This is a genomic window from Bradyrhizobium sp. AUGA SZCCT0177, assembly GCF_018130125.1.
GTDB lineage: Bacteria > Pseudomonadota > Alphaproteobacteria > Rhizobiales > Xanthobacteraceae > Bradyrhizobium.
Genome location: NZ_JAFCMA010000042.1, coordinates 18,830 through 39,679, shown reverse-complemented (window position 1 = coordinate 39,679; position 20,850 = coordinate 18,830). Strand labels below are relative to the sequence as shown.

General features: G+C 64.0%; 21 protein-coding genes. 7 read left to right on the top strand and 14 right to left on the bottom strand.

Annotated features, from left to right (window positions below):
• Position 1 precedes the first annotated feature (1 nt).
• Together JQ597_RS33320 and JQ597_RS33315 are read right to left on the bottom strand one after the other, a co-directional pair.
• On the bottom strand, positions 2-2,725 hold the full coding sequence (locus JQ597_RS33320) for a bifunctional diguanylate cyclase/phosphodiesterase (RefSeq protein WP_212269656.1): 2,724 nt from the start codon (positions 2,723-2,725) through the stop codon (positions 2-4).
• Between the two features lie 158 nt (positions 2,726-2,883).
• Entirely contained in the window at positions 2,884-4,128 is a 1,245-nt protein-coding gene (locus JQ597_RS33315) for an MFS transporter (protein WP_212269655.1), read from the bottom strand.
• A gap of 98 nt (positions 4,129-4,226) precedes the next feature.
• On the opposite strand from JQ597_RS33315, the gene JQ597_RS33310 reads away from it, so the two are divergent.
• Positions 4,227-4,817 (top strand): CGNR zinc finger domain-containing protein, encoded by a 591-nt coding sequence (locus JQ597_RS33310; protein ID WP_212269654.1) that lies wholly within the window; start codon positions 4,227-4,229, stop codon positions 4,815-4,817.
• A gap of 57 nt (positions 4,818-4,874) precedes the next feature.
• On the opposite strand, the gene moaC is transcribed toward JQ597_RS33310, so the two are convergent.
• The 4 genes from moaC to JQ597_RS33290 all read right to left on the bottom strand — a co-directional run bounded on the left by moaC (position 4,875) and on the right by JQ597_RS33290 (position 9,235).
• Positions 4,875-5,375, bottom strand: coding sequence for a cyclic pyranopterin monophosphate synthase MoaC (gene moaC / locus JQ597_RS33305; protein WP_212269653.1), 501 nt, complete (start codon positions 5,373-5,375; stop codon positions 4,875-4,877).
• 3 nt (positions 5,376-5,378) lie between these two features.
• The gene (trpC, locus tag JQ597_RS33300; protein WP_212269652.1) at positions 5,379-6,200 is read right to left on the bottom strand and encodes an indole-3-glycerol phosphate synthase TrpC; all 822 of its coding nucleotides are present in this window, start codon (positions 6,198-6,200) and stop codon (positions 5,379-5,381) included.
• Between the two features lie 17 nt (positions 6,201-6,217).
• A complete protein-coding gene (gene trpD, locus JQ597_RS33295; protein WP_212269651.1) occupies positions 6,218-7,231 on the bottom strand; it encodes an anthranilate phosphoribosyltransferase in 1,014 nt (337 codons plus the stop codon).
• A 105-nt stretch (positions 7,232-7,336) separates the two neighbouring features.
• Positions 7,337-9,235: a peptidylprolyl isomerase gene (locus JQ597_RS33290; RefSeq protein WP_212269650.1), complete on the bottom strand. Its 1,899-nt coding sequence runs from the start codon at positions 9,233-9,235 to the stop codon at positions 7,337-7,339.
• 276 nt (positions 9,236-9,511) lie between these two features.
• On the opposite strand from JQ597_RS33290, the gene tpiA reads away from it, so the two are divergent.
• Positions 9,512-10,264 (top strand): triose-phosphate isomerase, encoded by a 753-nt coding sequence (gene tpiA, locus JQ597_RS33285; RefSeq protein ID WP_212269649.1) that lies wholly within the window; start codon positions 9,512-9,514, stop codon positions 10,262-10,264.
• A 2-nt stretch (positions 10,265-10,266) separates the two neighbouring features.
• On the opposite strand, the gene JQ597_RS33280 is transcribed toward tpiA, so the two are convergent.
• Genes JQ597_RS33280 through JQ597_RS33270 form a run of 3 tightly spaced genes read right to left on the bottom strand, consistent with a single transcriptional unit; the run spans position 10,267 to position 11,722 of the window.
• Positions 10,267-10,800, bottom strand: a complete 534-nt coding sequence (locus JQ597_RS33280; RefSeq protein ID WP_212269648.1) for a GNAT family N-acetyltransferase — start codon at positions 10,798-10,800, stop codon at positions 10,267-10,269.
• A 5-nt stretch (positions 10,801-10,805) separates the two neighbouring features.
• Positions 10,806-11,150 (bottom strand): hypothetical protein, encoded by a 345-nt coding sequence (locus JQ597_RS33275; protein ID WP_249148408.1) that lies wholly within the window; start codon positions 11,148-11,150, stop codon positions 10,806-10,808.
• A 5-nt stretch (positions 11,151-11,155) separates the two neighbouring features.
• Positions 11,156-11,722 carry a helix-turn-helix domain-containing protein gene (locus JQ597_RS33270; protein WP_212269647.1) on the bottom strand — a complete coding sequence of 189 codons (567 nt, stop codon included), beginning with the start codon at positions 11,720-11,722 and terminating at the stop codon, positions 11,156-11,158.
• A gap of 225 nt (positions 11,723-11,947) precedes the next feature.
• Here JQ597_RS33270 and secG point away from each other — a divergent pair, with 225 nt between their 5' ends.
• From secG to JQ597_RS33245, 5 genes are all read left to right on the top strand, one after another.
• Positions 11,948-12,331 carry a preprotein translocase subunit SecG gene (gene secG, locus JQ597_RS33265; RefSeq protein ID WP_212038300.1) on the top strand — a complete coding sequence of 128 codons (384 nt, stop codon included), beginning with the start codon at positions 11,948-11,950 and terminating at the stop codon, positions 12,329-12,331.
• Between the two features lie 166 nt (positions 12,332-12,497).
• On the top strand, positions 12,498-14,129 hold the full coding sequence (gene pyrG / locus JQ597_RS33260) for a CTP synthase (protein ID WP_212269646.1): 1,632 nt from the start codon (positions 12,498-12,500) through the stop codon (positions 14,127-14,129).
• Positions 14,130-14,216: 87 nt separating this feature from the next.
• Positions 14,217-14,543, top strand: a complete 327-nt coding sequence (locus tag JQ597_RS33255; RefSeq protein ID WP_212269645.1) for an NIPSNAP family protein — start codon at positions 14,217-14,219, stop codon at positions 14,541-14,543.
• 120 nt (positions 14,544-14,663) lie between these two features.
• Positions 14,664-15,503 (top strand): 3-deoxy-8-phosphooctulonate synthase, encoded by an 840-nt coding sequence (gene kdsA, locus JQ597_RS33250; RefSeq protein ID WP_502754766.1) that lies wholly within the window; start codon positions 14,664-14,666, stop codon positions 15,501-15,503.
• Positions 15,504-15,519: 16 nt separating this feature from the next.
• Positions 15,520-16,716, top strand: coding sequence for an MFS transporter (locus tag JQ597_RS33245; protein WP_212392242.1), 1,197 nt, complete (start codon positions 15,520-15,522; stop codon positions 16,714-16,716).
• 13 nt (positions 16,717-16,729) lie between these two features.
• Here JQ597_RS33245 and JQ597_RS33240 read toward each other — a convergent pair whose 3' ends face one another.
• The 5 genes from JQ597_RS33240 to JQ597_RS33220 all read right to left on the bottom strand — a co-directional run bounded on the left by JQ597_RS33240 (position 16,730) and on the right by JQ597_RS33220 (position 20,790).
• Positions 16,730-17,698 carry a tripartite tricarboxylate transporter substrate binding protein gene (locus tag JQ597_RS33240; protein WP_212269642.1) on the bottom strand — a complete coding sequence of 323 codons (969 nt, stop codon included), beginning with the start codon at positions 17,696-17,698 and terminating at the stop codon, positions 16,730-16,732.
• Between the two features lie 219 nt (positions 17,699-17,917).
• Positions 17,918-18,886 (bottom strand): hypothetical protein, encoded by a 969-nt coding sequence (locus JQ597_RS33235; RefSeq protein ID WP_212269641.1) that lies wholly within the window; start codon positions 18,884-18,886, stop codon positions 17,918-17,920.
• Positions 18,887-18,917: 31 nt separating this feature from the next.
• On the bottom strand, positions 18,918-19,370 hold the full coding sequence (gene queF, locus JQ597_RS33230; protein ID WP_212269640.1) for a preQ(1) synthase: 453 nt from the start codon (positions 19,368-19,370) through the stop codon (positions 18,918-18,920).
• A gap of 56 nt (positions 19,371-19,426) precedes the next feature.
• Positions 19,427-19,801 (bottom strand): c-type cytochrome, encoded by a 375-nt coding sequence (locus JQ597_RS33225; protein ID WP_212269639.1) that lies wholly within the window; start codon positions 19,799-19,801, stop codon positions 19,427-19,429.
• Positions 19,798-20,790, bottom strand: a complete 993-nt coding sequence (locus tag JQ597_RS33220; protein WP_212269638.1) for a Vgb family protein — start codon at positions 20,788-20,790, stop codon at positions 19,798-19,800. Before JQ597_RS33220 ends, JQ597_RS33225 begins: the two co-directional genes overlap by 4 nt.
• Positions 20,791-20,850: the final 60 nt, after the last annotated feature.

The following is a 20,850-nucleotide window of genomic DNA, read 5'->3' as shown; positions in this document are numbered from 1 at the left end:
TCTAGGCGGCGGGCTTGCGCCTGCGGGAACGCACCGGGCTCGCGGCGGCAGGCATCGGCCGGTGCGCGAGCAGCAGGGGCTTGATGTCGGCGCCCGGTCGTGGCGGGCTGAACAGATAGCCCTGCATCTCCGAACAGCCGAGCGCGCGCAGCAATTCGCGCTGCTGCTCGGTCTCGACGCCTTCCGCGGTCGTCGTCATGTGGCGCGCGGCGGCGATGTTCACCACCGCCTCGACGATGCTGGCCGACCCTTCCGGCTCGCCGATATCGGTGACGAAGCAGCGGTCGATCTTGATCTTGTCGAACGGGAAGCGCTTCAGATAGCTCAGCGAGGAATAGCCGGTCCCGAAATCGTCGAGCGCTATCCTGACCCCGATGGCGCGAAGCTGGTGCAGGATGGCAAGCGCCGCATCGTCGTCGCGGATCAGCACCGCTTCGGTGATCTCGAGTTCCAGCCGGCCCGCGGCCAGGCCCGACGCCCCAAGCGCTGCCATCACCTTCAGCGCCAGCGTGCCGCTCTTGAACTGTACCGGCGAAACGTTGACCGCAAGACGGACATCGTCGGGCCAGGTCGCTGCCTCGGCGCACGCCGTGGTCAGCACCCACTCGCCGAGCTGATTGATCAGGCCGGTCTCTTCGGCGATCGGCACGAAGTCGGCCGGCGAGATGATGCCGCGCTCCGGATGGCGCCAGCGCACCAGCGCTTCGCAGCCGGTGATCCTGCCGTCCCGCAGGTCCAGACACGGCTGGTAATAAACCTCGAAGCCGCCATCGACGATGGCCTGTCGCAGGTCCATTTCCAGCACGCGGCGGGCGCGCACCTGGGCGTCCATTGCCGGCTGGAAGAAACGATGGGTGCGGCGGCCGGCGGCCTTGGCGGCGTACATCGCCAGATCCGCGTTCTTCAGGATCTGGTCGAGGTCGGAACCGTCCTGCGGCGCCAGCGCGATGCCGATCGAGGCGTCGGTGGTCACCTGATGGCCGAGGCATTCGTAAGGAGCGCGGATCGCATCATAGATGCGGCGGGTGAGTTCGGTGACATCGTCGGCGCCCGTCACCCCGGTCTGAACGATCGCGAATTCGTCGCCGCCGAGCCTTGCCACGAAATCGGTCTCGCGCACGCAAGCACGCAGGCTGACCGCGACGGATTTGAGCAACTCGTCGCCGATCATGTGTCCGAGCGAGTCGTTGATGCTCTTGAACTCGTCGATGTCGATATAGAGCACGGCAAGCTGCCGGTCGGCTGCGACGTGAGGCAGTTCCTGCTTGAGTTGTTCGTGGAACAGGGTGCGGTTCGGCAGGTCGGTCAGCGCGTCGTAATGGGCGAGGTGGGTGATGCGTTCCTCGGCTTGGCGCTGTTCAGTAACGTCTTCATGGGTGGCCACCCATCCGCCGTCCGCCAGCGGTTCGTTGACGACCTGGACCGAACGTCCGTCGGGCGTCGTGATGATCATCGCGTTGCGTTGCCCGACGTCGCGCAGAACCCGCACGACGTACCGGTCGACGTCGCCGGTGAACGATCCGGTCTGTTTTCGATGCGCGATCACGTCGCGGAAACTGCAGCCCGGCTTCACGATCTCGGTCGACAGGCCGTACATGTCGAGATAGCGCTGGTTGCAGATCACGAGGCGCTGCGAGGAATCGAACAGCAACAGGCCTTGCGTCATGTTGTTGACGGCGGTGTCGAGCCGCTGTTTTTCCAGCGTCAGCCGCTGCCGCGACGCGCGGTGCTGCTGCGAGAGCTTGCGCACCACCAGGAACAACAGCACGGCAATCGCCAGCACGGACAATCCGGCCACCGCGATCAGGATGGAGATTTGCGCGCGCCAGTCGGCCAGCGCCGCCGCGGTGGTCGTCGCTGCGACGATCACGATCGGAAATTTGCTCAGCGCGCGCGAGGAGATCACCCGGTGCTCGCCGTCGAGCGGGCTGGTCAGACGGGAGGTGGTATTGGCGCGCTCGAACACAAGCCGCTGGCTGGCCGGGCCGGACTTGAAGTTCTTGCCGATCATCTCGGCGACATGCGGATAACGGGCGAGCAGCGTGCCGTCGCGGTGGTGCATGGCGATCGCGGCATCCGATCCGAGCGCCACCGAAGCGAAGAATTTCTCGAAATTGGCGGGTTCGATGCCGCGGCCGATGGCGCCGAGGAATTCGCCGTTCGGCCCCGTGACCTTGCGCGCGATCACTGTGGTCCAGACGCCGGTGACACGGCTGTAGACCGGCTCGATCACCACGGTCGGCGATTCCGGCCCGGACTTGAAGGTCTTGAAATAGGCCCGGTCCGCGACGTTGACGGGCGGGGCGGGCCAGGCCACCGACGAATTGATCAGTCTGCCCTCGACGTCGAAGACGTTGACGCCGCCGACATAGGACACCGCCTCGATCTTGGACTTCAGCATCAGATGGATTTCTTCGCTCGACATCCGGCGCCGGAAATGTTCCGTCGTCGTGATCAAGCTGGATCGGATGAAGCTGATCAGGTCCTTCTGGACCACCTCCAAATCCTCGAGTTGCTGGTCGAAATGGCGGGCCAGCAGCAGCACGGTGTTTTCCAGCTCGCGTTCGCTGTTGCGCAGCGCGCGTTCGCGGAAATTGCCGGCCATGATGGTCGCGCCGATCGCGATCGTGGCGATCAGCAGCACGCCGCCCAGGATCAGCCATCGGATCGGACCGCCGCGAAAGATGGGCTTGATCTTGAATGAGGCGGTGTTGATTGAACCCATTGAACGAGATCGCTGCCAGGAAATAATCCCGGAAGCAGCATTGCGTGCTTCCGGCCCGTTACTTTGCTACCGCGCCGAGATGGAATTGACGTTAGCAAGTCTGGTTAACGGAACGTTAGCCAGGTAGCGAATGCTGCCCATGACAACCTCGGCAGGACCTAGTTCCGAAGGGGTCCGTGGGTCGGGCGGAACATGATTGCGACGATGGCGGCGGCGATGATGTTGGCGGCGACGCCGGCCAGGATCGGCAGCGTATAATCGCCCGTGACATCGAATGCGTAGCCGGCGGTGCTGGGACCGATCAGGGTGCCGAACGCGACGCTGGTGTAGAGGATGCCGATGATGCCGCTGACATGGCGCCCGCCGAAATGATCCATCACAACGGCCGGAAGCACCGCAACCCACGCGCCGTAGATCATGCCGTAGATGAAGGCGAATCCGGCAAGCTGCCAGAAACTCGTCGAGATCAACCAGATTGCGAGAGCGAGCGCCATGCCGATGAACAGCAGCAGCAGGGCGGTTTGGCGGCCGATCCGGTCGGCGAGCCCGCCGAGGAAGAAGCGGCCGGCGGTAGAACCGATGCCGATGACACCGAGCAGCAGCACCGCGGAGGAGGCCGCAACGCCGTGATCCCCGGCATAGGGAACGAGGTGCACGAACGGCACGAACAGGCCGAACGAGCAGATCAGGCAGGCGGCATAAAGCGCAACGAAGTGTGGTGAGCGGATCGCCTCGCTGACCGTGGCGCCCTGCGCCTGCGCCGGGATGGCGCCCGGCAGGACCGCATCGCCGTCGGGGTTGAGACCGCGCGCGCGCGGATCGTTCTCCAGCAGCAGCGCCATCCCGCCGCCAACGATAGCGGCGATGGCGCCGAGCGCCAGGTAAGCGCCGCGCCACCCCAGCGTCTCGATCAGGAGCGTCGCCAGCGGCGGCATCACCAGTGTGCCAACGCCGATGCCGCTCACGGCAAGACCGGAGGCAAAGCCGCGCCGTCGCACGAACCACCGCTGCACCGCGCCGACCGCGGGCACATAGGCGCAGCCGATGCCAAGTCCGACACCGAGGCCGTAAGCGGCATAGACCTCGAGCAAATTGCGTGCAGCACCCGCCGCGGCGAGCCCGAGGCCGATCAGCAGCATGCCTGCCAGCGCGAGGCGGCGGGAGCCGTAGCGGTCGGCGAGGGGGCCACTGACGATGCCCAAGGCAAAATAGAGAAAGCCCGCGAGCGAAAACACCAGCGAGACCGAGCCGCGCGAGGCGCCGAAATCGCGCTGCAGCGGTTCCAGGAACGCGCTGAACGTATAGGCGCAGCCGAAGCCGACAAAGGTCACCGCGAATGCGGCGGCCACGACGAACCAGCCGTAGAAAATCCCCGTACGGGGCCAGGTTGCGTCTTGGCTCATGGCGGGTTCCTCTCGAAACGGTTGCGGGTAGAACACCGGTATATTGATTATACCGGTGTCTCTTGCTGTCAACCGGTAAATATGCTTTACTGGTGTCGATGTCGCGGGAATCAAAAAAGTTCGGCGTTCCGGACGAGCTGGCCAATCTCTATGATTTCGCCAATACGCTCGACGTCAGGCACTTCACGCATCACGGCGTGCCGCATCCGCAAGGCGATGAACTGATCAGCGCGCGGGAGCTCGCGAGGTGGATGTCGCAGCGCGGGCTGGCGCCGACCAGCGCGAAGATCACGCCGGCGATGTTTGCAACCGCGATCGAACTGCGGACGTTGGTGCGCGACTATCTGCAGTGCGATCCGCTGGAGCGGCGCGGAAACAAGGATGCAGTTCGCGCGCTGAGCAAAGCGCTGAAATATTTTCCGCTGGTCGTGACCGCAGGGGATGACGGCATGGTGCTGCGGGCGGCGCGCGAAGATGCGCTCGCAGGACTGTCGCCGATTGTCGCAGAACTCTATGACGGCTCGAGAAATGGAACGCTTGATCGGCTGAAAATGTGCGCGTCTGACGAATGCCGCCGGGTGTTTTTCGACCGCTCGAAACCATCGACGCGGCGCTGGTGCATGTCGTCGCTGTGCGGGAACCGGATGAAAACACGCAGCTATCGCGAGCGGCAACGCAACGCCGGATAAATCATTGTGACTCGGTCACGACCGGCGGACTGAACGGTGTTTTCTCGCCGATTGCGATCAGTCCCCGGCGCGGTAATGTCCGGACTTGCCGCCCTTTTTCTCGACCAGATGAATGCCTTCGATCCGCACACCGCGCTCGACTGCCTTGATCATGTCGTAGATCGTCAGGCACGCAACCGACACCGCCGTCAGCGCTTCCATCTCGACGCCGGTCGGCCCGGTGACCTTCACGGTGGCGCGGACGACGCAGCCGGGCAATTTCCTGTCGGGCGTGATGTCGAGCGTGACCTTCGATAGCGCCAGCGGATGGCACAGCGGGATCAAATCCGAGGTGCGCTTGGCCGCCATGATGCCGGCAATACGGGCGGTGCCGAGCACGTCGCCCTTTTTGGCGTTACCGGAGACGATCAGTTCGAGCGTCGCCTTGCTCATGACCACGCGGCCTTCGGCAACGGCGATGCGTTCGGTGGCGGGTTTGGCCGACACGTCGACCATCCGCGCTTCGCCCGATGTATCGATGTGGGTGAGGGCGCCGCCTTTGGAAGCCTTCCGCGCCATCGCCTAGCGCGTCCCGGTGGCGCGGGGCACGTCGGTACGGGCCAGCAACGCCCGCGTTGCCGCAGTGACGTCGGCCTGGCGCATCAGGCTTTCGCCGACCAGGAAGGTCGCCATGCCGACGCGCGCGAGGCGCGCAAGGTCTGCCGGCGTAAAGATGCCGCTTTCACCGACCATCAGGCGATCCCCAGGGATCAGCGGCGCGAGCGCCTCGCTGGTCACCAGCGTGGTCTCGAAGGTGCGCAAATTGCGGTTATTGACGCCGATCATCGGCGAGCGAAGCTTCAGTGCGCGATCGAGCTCGGCGCGGTCGTGGATCTCGATCAGCACGTCCATGCCATGCGCGATGGCGGCATCTTCCAGATCCCTGGCCGTGACGTCATCGAGTGCGGCCATGATGATCAGGATGCAGTCAGCGCCATGGGCGCGGGCCTCGACCACCTGATAGGTGTCGAACAGGAAATCCTTGCGCAGCACCGGCAAATTGGTCGCCGCACGCGCCGCAACCATGAAATCGAGGTGGCCCTGGAACGAGGGCGTATCGGTCAGGATCGACAGACACGCCGCCCCGCCGGCTTGATAGGCTTGTGCCAATGCCGGCGGATCGAAATCGGCTCGGATCAGCCCTTTGGAGGGCGAAGCCTTCTTCACCTCCGCGATCAGCGCATAGTCACCGCGATCAAGCTTTTCACGGATCGCGTGCAAAAAGCCGCGCGGCGGCGGCGCGGTTTTGGCCAGTGCTTCAAGGCTTGCCAGCGGATGCGTCCGCTTGGCGGCGGCGATCTCCTCGCGCTTGTAAGTCTCGATCTTGCTCAGGATGTCGGACATGTCAGGCGCTCCCGCGGTCAGCCGTTGGACACCGCGATCAAATGCTTGAGTTTTGCAGCGGCAGCACCGCCGTCGAGCGATTTGGTGCCCAGCGCGACGCCTTCCTTCAAATCCCCGGCGCGGCCGGCGACGATCAGCGCCGCCGCGGCGTTCAGGAGAGCGACGTCGCGATACGCGCCCGGCTTGCCGTTGAGCACGCTTTGCAGCGCCACCGCGTTGGCGTCGGCATCGCCGCCCTTCAACGCTTCGCCGCCGACGCGGGCGAGGCCGGCCTCTTCCGGCGTCACCTCGAAGGTGCGGACATTGCCGTTTTCGAGGCTCGCGACAAAACTCGGGCCGGTGAGGGTGATTTCGTCGAGCCCGTCGGAGCCGTGCACCACCCAGACCGACTCGGAGCCGAGGTTCTTCAGCACCTGCGCCAGCGGCAGCACCCAGTGCCTCGAGAACACGCCGACCATTTGCCGCTTGACGCCGGCCGGGTTGGACAGCGGTCCGAGCAGGTTGAAGATCGTGCGCGTGGCGAGTTCGACCCGGGTCGGGCCGACGTTCTTCATGGCGGGATGGTGCGCGGGCGCGAACATGAATCCGATGCCGGCTTCCTGTACGCAACGGGCGACCTGGTCGGGCGAAAGATCGATCCTGACACCGAGCGAGGCCAATACGTCGGCCGCCCCCGAGCGCGAAGACAGCGCGCGGTTGCCGTGTTTGGCGACGGGCACGCCGGCGCCCGCGACAATGAAGGAGGCACAGGTGGACACGTTCACCGACCCGGACCCGTCGCCGCCGGTGCCGACCACGTCGACGGCCTCCGCCGGCGCCTTGACCCGCAGCATCTTGCCGCGCATCGCGGACACCGCGCCGGTGATTTCGTCGACCGTCTCGCCGCGTACCCGCAGCGCCATCAATAGTCCGCCCATCTGCGAGGGCGTCGCCTCGCCGGACATCATGCTGTCGAAGGCGGAGGCGGCCTCCTCACGCGACAGCGTCGCACCGGTGGCGACTTTTCCGATGATAGATTTGAGGTCGTCCATCGCGTTGCTTTCAGGATTGGGACGTCTTTATCTCTTGAGCATGACCTTCGAGCAAACGCTACGCGTTTGTCGAGGGAAAACCGGTGCCCACGTCCCGGATCATGCTCAGTTGCTGTTCGCGCCCGTCACCTGTGCGAAGGCCGCCTGGTTGATTGTCGTGCCGATCTCTGACTCGATCTTCGTGACGTACTGCGCGACCTGTTCGTCGGTGAGGCCCCGCAGCAATGTCTCCTTCAGTTTCTTGACCTCGTCGGCAGCGACGTTGACCGAGGGCATGCTGACATCGGTGACGCGGTACACGATCCACTCGCTGCCCCCGGCGCCGGCGGTTTGTCCGACGCCATCCTTGGCGGTGCGAAACGCCGCGGTGATGAGGCTCGATGGCACGCCGGATGGAGCGGCGTCGCGCCGGAAACCGGTTGCGGTTTCGACCTTCGAGCCGATCGACGCGGCTTCTTCGGCCAAGGTGCCGCCACGCTCGAGCTTGCCGACCATCTCGGTCGCCTTCTCGCGCAGCTTGCTCGAGATCTGGTCTTCGCGCCACTTGGTTTCGACCTGGGCGCGGACCTCGTCGAGATTGCGTTCACGCGACGGCGTAACGCCGATAACGTCGTACCAGACATAGCCGCCGGCAAACTGGATCGGATCGTTGTCGACGCCGACATTGCTTGCGAAGGCTTGCGAGACCACTTCGAGACCGCGCGGAATATTGCCGACCGGCCGGCCGTCAGGGCCGCGGCCCGAGCGGTCGACGGCCTCGATGGTGACTGCGGTCAGTCCGAGCTTCTGGGCGGCTTCGACCACGCTGGCGCCGCCGCCACGCTCGTCTTCCATCTTGTTGTGGAGTTCGGCGACCTTGCCGCGCGCCCGCTCGGTCCCGATTTCCTTTTTTATCTGCGCCGCGACGCTTTCATAGGAAGGCGTCGTAGCCGGTTCGATCTTGCCGACCTTGACCAGCGCCACGACGAACTGGCCTTTGATCGGCTGGCTTACCTCGCCGGAGGGCAGCGCGAACGCCGCGTCGGCGATGGCCGGATCGATGATGGCGGATTTTGCCGTCATGCCGAGGTCAACAAGATTGGCGTTGTGTTCCTTGGCGACGTCGTCGAATGACATTCCGGATGTGATGCGGCTGCGCGCGGTGAGCGCTTCCTCGGCGTTTTGAAACACCATCTGCTGCACTTCGCGCTTCTCGGGCGTACCGATCCGGTTACGGCTCTGCTCGAATACCTTCTTCGCATCCTCGTCGGAGACCTCGGACCATTTGCCCAGTTCCTCGGGGCTGACCACGATGAACGACAGTTTGCGAAATTCGGGTGCGCGGAACTGGGTCTTGTGGTCTTCGAAATAGGCGGCGAGCGTCTCGGGCGAGGGCGTGTCGATGGTGCCGGCCTGCGCGGCGTCGAGTTTGATGTAATCGACCGAGCGCTGCTCGTTCTGGTACCGGGTCAAGGCATCGATCATGAGCTTCGGCGGCTCGAGCCCGGCCGTGACGGTGTCCGCGATCTGGCGCCGCAAGCCCAGGCGCCGCCGCTCGGCGAGGTAGCGCTGCTCGGTGTAACCGGCCTGGCGGATCGCGGCCTGGAAGCGCGCCGGATCGAAATTGCCGCCCAATCCCTTGAACGCGGGGTCGCTGTAGATGACCCGCATGGCCTCGGCATCCGACTGTGCAAGGCCCATGCGCCGCGCCTCCTCGTCGAGAGCGGCTTCCGCGATGGTCTGCTGCAGCACCTGACGATCAAGCCCAAACAAGCGGGCCTGCTCCTGGGTCAGCGGACGGCCGAACTGACGGCCCAATTGCTGGAGCTTGTCGGTGTAGATCTGGCGGAATTGCTCGGTCGAAATCTCGGTCTTGCCGATCTTGGCCAGCGTCGACTGCCCAAAGCCCTTGAAGATGTCGGCGATGCCCCAGACAGCAAAGCTGAGAATCAGCACGCCCATCACGACGCTCATGATGGCCTTGCCGAGCCAGTTTGATGAGGCTTTGCGTATTCCTCGAAGCATGGGTCCAACTTGTTTTGTAGGAGGGGAACCGGGTCATACCCAAGGCGGTTTCCGATTGGAATACCGCAACAGGGCGTCTACCCGAGTTGATATCGCATCATAAAGTGGCAGTCGCCCCCCCGCAACCTCGGTTCGGGCCCTCGCAATCTCGGTTGCGTGCCCGTAACCTCGCCATTTGAAGCGGATAACCGCTCAGAGATCACTTGAGCCGGTATCTGGAACTGGTGGCGCGCCTCTGCTAGCGGATGGGGACCCCATATTCGAGAGAAAATCGACATGCCCGACGCCATTCGGCCCCTGATCGCCGGCAACTGGAAAATGAACGGCCTCAAGTCCTCGCTGGCCGAATTTGAAGCGATGCGCGAAGGTGCCGCAGCGGTGGCCGCCAAGGCCGACCTGCTGGTCTGCCCGCCGGCCTCCCTGATCGCCACGTTTGCCGACAAGGCGAAGGGCTCAAAACTCGCCGTCGGCGCCCAGGATTGCCACCCGAAGGCCTCGGGCGCCCATACCGGCGATCTTTCGGCTGAAATGCTGGCCGATGCCGGCGCCAGCGCCATCATTGTCGGCCATTCCGAGCGCCGCGCCGACCATGGCGAAACCGACGCCCTAGTCCGGCAGAAGGCGGAAGCCGCCTGGCGGGCGGGGCTGACGGCCATCGTTTGTATCGGCGAAACCCAGGGCCAGCGCGACGCCGGGCAGACGCTGGACGTCTGCGGTGGCCAGCTCAAAGGCTCGCTGCCGGACGGATCGACGTCAGCCAATCTGGTGGTGGCCTATGAGCCGGTCTGGGCGATCGGCACCGGGCTGACCCCGACGGCAGAAGATGTCGAGCAAGTTCATGCGTTTATCCGGGGTGTTCTCACTGACCGATTTAAGGCCGAGGGCGGCAAGATCCGGATTCTCTATGGCGGTTCGGTCAAGCCATCCAATGCGGCCGAGCTGATGGCGGTCGCCAACGTCAACGGCGCACTGGTCGGCGGCGCCAGTTTGAAGGCGGCGGATTTTTTGGCGATCGCCGCGGGGTGCTGAGCTCAGGTGGGCGCGGCGTCCTGTAGGCGCTTCCAGTAGAACATCGTGCCCGTCATGCCGCCGAGGGGCTTGTACGCGTAGTCCGGAATGATCCCGGCCAACTTGAAGCCGACGCGCTCGTATAATCCGGACGCGCCTTCGTCGTCGGCGGTGTCGAGCACCAGCAGCCAGCGCCCGTGCTCGACGGCAGCGCGCTCGGCCGCGTATAGCAGCGCCTTCGCCACGCCGCGGCCGCGATAGCTGACCCGCGTCATCATCTTGACGATTTCCGCCCGGTGCGGCTGGTTGAGTGCAAGGTCCAGCACCAGCGTTACCGTTCCGACCAGTTGATCGCCGTCGAAGGCGCCGAGAATGATCCGTTCTCCGCGCGCCGCCGCGGCCAGCGACTTCTCCCAGAAGGCATTTGCGATCTCCTGCGGCAGCGGATGCATGAAGCTGACCGAACCGCCATGGGCCACCGCCTCGATCAGCATCTGGCTGAGGCTCGCGCGGATATCGGGCGACGGGCTCAAGGGTTTGATTTCGATATCAGGCATGTCGTTCAGCCTCGCTTCCTGGCCGCACGGGCCTGCTTGATCTCTGCGATCCGCTCGACATCCTCGATCTGGAGATGTCGGCCGCGTTCGAGAATTTCCAACGTGTACTCTTCATAGGTGAGCCCGAGCCGTTCGGCCTTTTGAATGCGAAAGGCGACGATGCCGGGTGAGGGATTGTGCCACGCCCTGCGGTGCGCGGCCTTCCAGTAGAAGTAATTTCCGATTCCTCCATCACCCCATTCCGGCCGGTGCGCTTCGTCGAGCGGCGGGCCGCCATTGTGGCCGGCCGCAACAGTGTTGTCGGGGCTTGCCTGTTCGATCGCGGAGCTTTTGAGGGCGACCTCCGGCATCGTTGCTAGCTCCGGGCCAGCGCCACGACATAGGTGCAGGGTGCGGCGCTCTCGTTGGCGAAGGTCGTCTCCGCAGGCGGACCGAATCCGAGGCAATCGCCGGTGCCGAGGAGAAACCGCTCGCCGGCCTCGATGATCACGAGTGCGCCCGCTTGTACCCAGACCACCTGACGGATATGGGCGTAGGATGAGGCCGGCAGCGTCACGCGCTGTCGTGCCGGTAATTCGACCATGATGACTTCGAGCGGATGATCGGGGCGATTGAATACCTGTGTGCGCAGGTAGCCGGTTTCGGGATCGCGCCAGACCGGCTGTTCGCCGGCACGCGAAAGGCGCTCGCCCTGGCCCTCGGCGCGCAGCATCAGGCCAGCAAGCGTGAGGTCGAAAGCGCTTGCGAGCCGGACCAGCACCACCGCGGTCGGGCTGACCTCGGCGCGTTCGATCTTGCTGATGGTCGCCTTCGAGACCCCCGAGCGTTCGGCGAGATCGGCCAGCGACCAGCCGCGGCTGTCGCGCTCAAGACGCAGGCGCTGCGCCAGCCGGTTGCTCAAATCGTCTACAATAGTATCCATATGTCCATTATAAGAGAATTCGACCGCCGTTCGCAAGCACGAAATGTCGCGACTTCGTGCTGCTTCGCAGCTTGTTGGAAAGCCTGCGGCAATTATCTCCGGAGCAGCTGTTGGGGGTGACAATGCCCCGTCCGATCGTGTAACACCGCGCAACTTCAGGAAAACCCGCAAGCTCAATAGTGCAGCCGAAGCCCGGCGCTCATCGCTTGTGACGGAAGGTTAGAAATGCAGGCCGTCGTTATTGTCGTTCACCTCATGATCGTCGCCGTGCTGATCGGCGCGGTATTGCTGCAGAAATCCGAAGGCGGCGGCCTTGGCATGGGCGGCGGCGCCGGCTTCATGTCGAGCCGCGGAACCTCCAATCTGTTGACGCGGATGACCGCGATTTTGGCGGCAGGCTTCTTTGTCACCAGCCTGTATTTGGCCTGGTCCGCGGGCCTCGATCGCAAGCCAAGCTCGATTCTCACGGGCCCCGCGACGCCGTCCCAGCCCGGAGGGGCGCCGATCGCGCCGCCGACCAGCGGCGGCGTTCTGGATACGCTGAAGAAGGTCGATGAACAGCAGAGCCCGCCGGCGCCATCGGGCCCGCAAGCTCCGCGTTCGCAATAAAGCAGGGTGGCTATGCAGGACGGCGACTACCGTCCTGCATCAGAACTTCCCATCAATGCTCTGATATCGCTTTAAATTTCACGTCACCCACAGCCCGGAAAAATGTTCGCTCTGGCGAGCGATTCGTTTTGGCGAATCGGAGCAGTGGCCTTAAAGGTTGAGTCCCATGGCGCGGTACATATTCATCACCGGCGGCGTGGTTTCTTCGCTCGGCAAAGGTCTGGCTTCAGCGGCACTCGGTGCGCTGTTGCAGGCTCGCGGGTACAAGGTCCGTCTCCGCAAACTCGACCCCTATCTCAACCTCGATCCCGGAACGATGTCGCCGTATCAGCACGGCGAAGTGTTCGTGACCGACGACGGCGCCGAGACCGATCTCGATCTCGGCCATTACGAGCGCTTCACGGGGCGTCCGGCCACCAAGGCCGACAACATCACCACCGGGCGCATCTATCAGGACATCATCACCAAGGAACGCCGCGGCGATTATCTCGGTGCGACCATCCAGGTGGTGCCGCACGTCACCAACGCGATCAAGGAATTCGTCCTCTCCGGCAATGACGAATATGATTTCGTGCTGGTGGAGATCGGCGGCACCGTCGGTGACATCGAGGGCCTGCCGTTCTTTGAAGCCATCCGTCAGCTCAAGAACGAATTGCCGCGCGAGCACGCGGTTTACATTCATCTGACGCTGCTGCCGTTCATCCCGAGCGCCGGCGAGTTGAAGACCAAGCCGACCCAGCATTCGGTGAAGGAGCTGCGTTCGATCGGCATCCAGCCGGACATCCTGCTGTGCCGCACCGACCGCGAGATTCCGAAGGAAGAGCGGCGCAAGCTCGGCCTGTTCTGCAACGTGCGCGAAAGCGCTGTTATCGAGGCGAGGGACGTCGACAACATCTACGCGGTGCCGCAAGCCTACCACGAGGCCGGCCTCGATGACGAAGTGCTGGCCGCGTTCGGCATCGCGCCGAAGATCCCGCCCGCGATGCAAAGCTGGAACGACATCAACGAGCGGGTGCGCAACCCCGAAGGCGCGGTCACCATCGCCATCGTCGGCAAATACACCGGCATGAAGGATGCGTATAAATCGCTGATCGAGGCGCTGTCGCATGGCGGCATCGCCAACAAGGTGAAGGTCAATCTCGACTGGATCGAGAGCGAGGTGTTCGAGCACGAGGATCCGGCGCCGTTCCTCGAACACGTCAACGGCATCCTGGTGCCCGGCGGCTTCGGCCAGCGCGGCGCCGAAGGCAAGATCCGCGCGGCGCAGTTCGCGCGTGTCCGCCGCGTGCCGTATTTCGGCATCTGCTTCGGCATGCAGATGGCCGTCATCGAAGCCGCGCGCAATCTCGTCGGCATCAAGGACGCCAATTCCACCGAGTTCGGTCCGACCAGGGAGCCGCTGGTCGGCCTGATGACGGAATGGCTGCGCGGCAACGAGCTCGAGAAGCGCACGAAGTCCGGCGATCTCGGCGGCACCATGCGGCTGGGCGCCTATCCGGCGGCGCTGAATCGCGGCAGCCGGGTGTCGGCGGTCTATGGCGGCGCCACCGAGATTTCGGAACGCCACCGTCATCGCTACGAGGTCAACACCGCCTACAAGGACCGTCTCGAACAGCACGGCCTGCGCTTCTCGGGCCTGTCGCCCGACGGCGTGCTGCCGGAGATCGTCGAATATGAGGACCATCCCTGGTTCATCGGCGTGCAATTCCACCCCGAACTGAAATCGCGCCCGTTCGAGCCGCATCCCTTGTTCGCATCGTTCATTCAGGCGGCGGTGGTGCAGTCGCGGCTGGTGTAGTGGCGGGCGCCCTTTGACGAACGCGCCAATTGTTGCGACAAACCGCTTCCGTTACCTGCAAGAACAACAATCAGGGGAGTGAAGCTGATGATTATGGAAATGCGTGTCTATCGCTGTCTGCCGGGCCGTCTGCCGGCGCTGATGAAGCGCTTCGATACGCTGACGCTGAAATTGTGGGACAAGCACGGCATCAAGCAGGCCGGGTTCTTCACCACGCTGATCGGGACCTCGAACCAGGAACTGACCTATTTCGTCGCGTGGGACTCGCTCGCGGACCGCGAAAAGAAATGGACGGCATTTCAGTCCGATCCCGATTGGATCGCCGGCCGCGCCAAAAGCGAAGAAGACGGCCAGATCATCGACAACATCGTCAGCCAGTTGCTGGTGCCGACGGCATTCTCTTCGGTGAAGTAACCGGGCGTGCAACCCTGATATTCCGGGGTTAAACAGGATTGATCCTGATGGCGCGGACCGGCATGGTCCACGTCAGGCAAGAAGGAAATGCCCTTGAACGCGAACATTTCTGCTGCGCCCATGGTGACGGTAGGCCCGGTCAAATTCGGCAATGCTTTGCCGATTTCGATCATCGCCGGCCCATGCCAGCTCGAAAGCCGCAGCCATGCCCTTGAAGTGGCGAGCGCGCTGAAGGAGATCGCAGGGCGCCTCGGAATCGGGCTCGTCTACAAGACCTCGTTCGACAAGGCCAACCGCACCAGCGTTTCGGCGGCACGCGGCATCGGGCTTGCGCAGGCGCTGCCGATCTTCGCCGAGATACGTTCCTCGCTCGGACTGTCCGTGTTGACAGACGTCCACGAGGCCTCGCAATGCGCGGAGGTGGCGCAGGCGGTGGACGTGCTGCAGATCCCGGCCTTCCTGTGCCGGCAGACCGATCTTCTGACGGCGGCGGCGGCGACCGGCAAAATCGTCAACGTCAAGAAGGGGCAGTTTCTGGCCCCGTGGGACATGGCCAACGTCGTGAGCAAGATCACATCAAGCGGCAATCCGAACGTGCTGGTCACCGAACGCGGCGCATCCTTTGGCTACAACACCCTGGTGTCTGATATGCGCGCGCTGCCGATCATGGCGCGCACCACGGGCGCGCCCGTGATTTTCGACGCCACCCATTCGGTGCAGCAGCCGGGCGGGAAGGGCACTTCATCGGGCGGCGAGCGCGAATTCGTGCCCGTGCTCGCCCGGGCGGCGGTCGCGGTCGGGGTTGCCGGCGTGTTCATCGAGACCCATCCCGACCCTGACAACGCCCCGTCGGATGGACCCAACATGGTGCCGCTGCGCGAGTTCGAAGCGCTGGTGAAGACCCTGATGGGGTTCGATGCGCTCGCCAAAAACCTCACTGCCAACAGCACGGCGCGCTGATGGCGCGGGCCGAGCCGTGACCGCAGCAACCAACCGCCTGCCGCCGGCCCTCAACATCATCGCACTCGCGACCTTTGCGGCCAGCCTGTCGGCCCGCGCGCTCGATCCTGTCTTGCCGCACGTCGCCGAGGATTTCAGCGTCAGCATCGCGGCCGCCGCCGGCTTTGCCGCGGTGTTCGCGTTCACCTTCGCAATCATCCAGCCCGTGCTCGGCGCCACTGCCGACATGTTCGGCAAGGCAAGGCTGATGATTGTCTGCCTGGTGCTGCTCGGCGTTGCCAACATCCTGGGCGCGATGGCGACGTCGTTCCCGGAATTGTTTGCAACGCGCATTCTCGCCGGCATCGGCTCGGGCGGGGTGTTTCCGATCGCGCTCGGCCTGACCAGCGATCTCGTCGGGCCCGAGAAGCGGCAGCTCGCGATCGGCCGCACGCTGATGGGCTCGATGTCCGGAAACCTGCTCGGGGCCTCGTTCTCCGGATTGATCGGCGATTTCATGGGCTGGCGCGGCGTGCTGGCGATCCTCGGCGCGCTGGTCGTGCTGGCGGCGATTGCGGTGGCCGCCGGATTTCGCGGCGCCGATCTGAAGCATCCGCCGCGGACAAGCCTCTCGGCACTCGCACATGGCTACCGCACCATCTTCACCAACCCGAACGCGCGCATCTGCTATTCGGCGGTGTTCATCGAGGGCTGCTGCGTGCTCGGCCTGTTTCCCTTCATCGCCGCTTTCCTGTTCGAACTCGGCGAGACCTCGCTCTCGATCGCCGGCATCGTGATCGCCGGCTTTGCGGTCGGCGGCCTGTTTTACACCATGACGATTTCGCGTTTCCTGCCCCGGATCGGCGTCAAGGGCATGATGCTCGCCGGTGCGACGCTGGTCGCGGTGCAACTCGTTGCGGTCGCGATGGGACCACAATGGAAGCTCCAGGCCTTGAGCTTGCTGTTCATGGGCTGGGGCTTTTACATGATCCACGGCTGCCTGCAGGTATTTGCCAGCGAGCTGTCGGTGGAAGCGCGAGCGACCGCGCTGTCGCTGCATTCGTTCTTCTTTTTCATGGGCCAGACGCTCGGCCCCATCGCCTACGGCTTCGGCATCCAGCACGCTGGCAAGGTTCCGACCTTGCTCACCGCCGCGGCCATCATGGTCGCGCTTGGAATTGTCTGCGCGCGATTGCTGAAGCAGACCCGGCCGGCGGACGCGCGGCCGGGCTAGCTTCGAGCCCTCGCTATTCCATCTTGATTCCCGCATCGGTGATCACCTTGCGCCAGCGCGCGATCTCTTCAGTGACGAAGCCACGGAATTCCTCCGGGCTGCTGCCCATCGGCACGATGCCCTGTTCGACCAGTTTTGCCTGCAATGCGGGGTCGGCGAGCGCCTTCTTGGCCTCGGCGGAGACGCGGTCGACGATCTCCTTCGGCGTGCCCGCCGGTGCGATGATTCCGGCCCAGGTGCCGGACACGAAATCCGGCACGCCCTGTTCCGCCATCGTCGGCACGTCGGGTGCTGCCGGAATGCGCTCTTTCGCGGTGACGACGATCGCCTTGGCGTTGCCGGAGCGCACCTGCGGCATCAGCGGACCAACGATGTCGAACATCACGTTGATTTGCCCGCCGACGGTATCCTGCAATGCGCCGGCCGTGCCCTTGTAGGGAATGTGCTGCATTTTGATGCCGGTGCGGCTCATGAACATCTCCATGGTGAGATGTGCCGCAGCGCCGATGCCGCTCGACGCAAAATTGAGCTCGCCCGGCTTGGCCTTCGCGAGCGCGATCAGCTCCTTCAAATTGTTCGCCGGCACCGAGGGATGCGCAATCATGATCAGCGGTGCGACGCTCATCAGCGAGACGTAGCTGAAGTCCTTCAGCGTGTCGTAGGGCAGCTTTGGATTGAGCGTGGCGTTTGCCGCATGCGCCGCGATCACGGTGCCGAACGTGTAGCCGTCGGGCGCGGCCTTGGCGACGACGTCGGTGCCGATGATGGCGTTGGCGCCTGGCTTGTTCTCGAAGACGATGGGCTGGCCGAGCGCCTCGGAGATCTTTTGCCCGACGAGGCGGGCCATCAGATCGGTGTAGCCGCCCGGCGTGTAGGGAACGACCATGCGGATCGACCGGTTCGGCCAGCCTTGTGCCCAGGCGCCGCCTGCGCAGCTCAGCAGAAGCGCGAACGCTGCAAGAGCGCGGAATAGATATTTCATGATGTAGTTTCCTCAACAGCGCCAGCGTCTGAGATGCGCGGCGCTTCCTGCGGGCAGGCTACATCATATGGACGTGAGTGAGATAGGTACCGAGGCAACGTCTCTTGTTGCACAAGGTGCATGGCTTGCGGTCTGACTTGTGGTTGTGCAATGCACGCCGGAGTGCACGTGCGACGGCTCAGGATCAATTGGTTCACGCCCTGGCTGTGACGCCTCGCGTTATTTTCCCATCGCCTCCGCCAGCAAGGCCTGCGCCTGCCTGGTCGCTTCGGCAAATGACGGCTGCTGCGGCGCGCGCTCGGTAAAGCATTTCTTGTAGGCGTCTTCGCCCTTTTGCCTGAGATCGCCGAACTTGTCGTAGGCCTTCCTGTCGATCCGCTTGGACTGCAGATCGTCGGCGGCCTTGTCGGCCTTCTTGTCGTAATCCGCCTTGATCGCAAGGCAGGCCGGGACCTCCACCTTGGGCTTGATCGATCCATAGGCGACGTAGACCTTGCCGTTGGCCAGCGCTGAAACGAATATTTCGCCTGCGGCCTCGGGGACGGCGTCCTGGGTTCGCCCGCCCAGCATCGCAAAGGCTGACGTGGCGGAGGCGGGTTTGGCGATCGGCAATTCGTTGAAGTTCACGACCGCCGCATCCGTCGAGATCGCCTGGGTGTAGAAGCTTTCGTCCTTGAGCGCGGCGCCGATCTGTTGCGGCACGTTCTTGAGTTTCTTGCCCCACCAATCCTTGTGCGCGCGCAGCCAGCGCTCGAACATCGATTGCGTCGTCACGATGATATGGGATTTCGGCTCGACATATTTGCCGTCGCGGCCATTCTGGCCGGCCTTCTCGCCGTTGTCGCCCAACTCGGCGTCGAAGCGCACGCCGTCGAGCAGGCCAAAGCCCATGTCGCCTTTGGACAAGGCATCGAGATTAAGCTTGGCCGTTCCAAATCCCTTGCGACCGGGTTCGGCGACAATCGGCGCGAGCTTCGCCAGCAGATCAGCGCGCAGCGATTCCGCAGCCTTGAAGGCCTCGTCGTCCTTCTTGTCCGCGTACAGTTTCGTGATTTTCGCGATCGCGGCGTCGCGGGCCGCGATGTAGCGGTCCTCGGGCGAGGGCTGTGCCGCTGAGGCATTCGAAAGCATCAGAAGGACGCACGGCGCGGCGGCAAGTCGGATGAAGGCGGCGAGGGGCTTTTGCATGTGCGGTGGTCGGGATTACCCGCCGTTCGGTTCAACCCCGGCCGCGATAGGGCGCGACGCCCTGGTCGGGGACCCATACGCCCTTGGGCAGCTTGCCGGTCTGCCAGAACACGTCGATCGGGATGCCGCCGCGCGGATACCAATATCCGCCGATGCGCAACCATTTCGGCTTGATCTCGGCTGCGATGCGTTTGCCGATCGAGACCGTGCAATCCTCATGGAACGCGCCGTGATTGCGAAAACTCGCGACATAGAGTTTTAGCGATTTGGATTCCAGCAGCCATTGGCCCGGCACGTAATCGATCATCAGATGGGCGAAATCCGGCTGTCCCGTCACCGGGCAGAGCGAGGTGAATTCGGGCGCCGTGAACCGCACCAGATAGTTGGCGTCCTTTTGCGGATTGGGCACCCGGTCCAGCGTCGCCTTTTCGGGACTGTCCGGCCATTCCACGGCGCGGCCGAGCTGCAGTGATTTTTTGGCCATCATGATCGTCCTGTTGCGACCGCTGACATGGACGCATCAGGCGTGGCCGTCAACCGTCAGCGCGAGGCGGGATCTGAGAGAAAGCGCACCAGCGCCTTTCGCTCGGCGGTATCCTCGATCCCGCGCATCGACATCCACAGCCCCGGAAACATCTCGGCGGGATCGGCCAGGAAGCTTTCCAGACGCGGCATGTCCCAGCGCAAGCCATCATCGCGCGCCTTGCGCAGCACCGGCGAGTAGTCGAACGCTGGATCGCCGGCGACCACACGTCCGGCCACGCCGGCAAGATTGGGGCCGGGCAGGCCGCGCTCGGTGGGATCAAGGCTGTGGCAGGCCCGGCATGGCGCAAACAGCCGCGCGCCGTTTTCGTCCGCCGAGGCGGGGGCAGCAGCAAGCATCGGCAGCAGCAACAGGGACGCGAACCATTTCACGCAGGCGCGACCGTCTGGATCACGACCAGGCGGTTGGTGCCGGACTCGCCGCCCCAGGTCTCGCCGGGCTTGCCGTCGAGCTGCCGCACATTCGCGCCGGCCTTGTCGCTCGGGAACGCGTTGAACTTCTCTGTCACGGGATCGAAGCGCACGATCGCGTTGGCGCCGAAATCGGTGAGCCAGACCTTGTCCTTGTCGTCGACATAGACCGCATAGGTGCGCGGATTGTCGCCGGGCAGCTTCCAGGCCTTCCAGGAGCCATCAGAAGGATCGTGCATCGACACGTTGCCGCTGTTCCATTCGCTGACCCAGATCCGGCCCTTCGAATCCGACCACACCCGGCGCGCGCCCTGATTGGGCGTCGGCGGGTCCACCACGGTGGCATTGCCGGTCGCCGGATCGATCTTCGCGATGTGATTGCCGGCGAGCGAGGCGTACCAGATGTCGCCCTTCGGTGTGATGGTCATGCCGTAAGTGCCGCGGCCGCGCGGCGACTTGAAGACCGTCATGTCGCCCGATTTCGGGTCGAGCCGGCCATAGATGCCGGACTGGCCGGTGAACCAGTAGATGCCCTTCTTGTCGAACACGGCGGTGTTGAGGTTGGCATAGGCTTCGTTCTCGGGCAGGCGAAACAGCGTCACCTTGTGATCGCTAGGATCGACGCGGGCGATCGCGTTCTGCCCGCCTTCGGTGACCCAGGGCGCGCCATCGGGGCCGATGATGACGCCATGGGGAGCGGCGCCCTTGCCGAGGTCGACCAGCTTGTACGACCCGTCGCGCGGATCGAGCCGCCCCAGCGTGCCGTTGCGCTGGCCGCAGAACCACATCGTGCCATCGGGCGCCGGCGTGACGTCGCGCGAGCCCATGCCGGCGGCGACCGGATAATATTTGACCCGGAACGGGCTCTCCTGGGCATCCGCAAAGCGCGCAAGCGCAGGCGTGGCTAAAATTCCGGCAGCGGAAGTCTTGAGAAACTGGCGGCGATTCATTGCGTTACCCCGGTTCTTGAACGAGAAGGTTTGGACGCGAAGATCAACCTCGAAACAGCA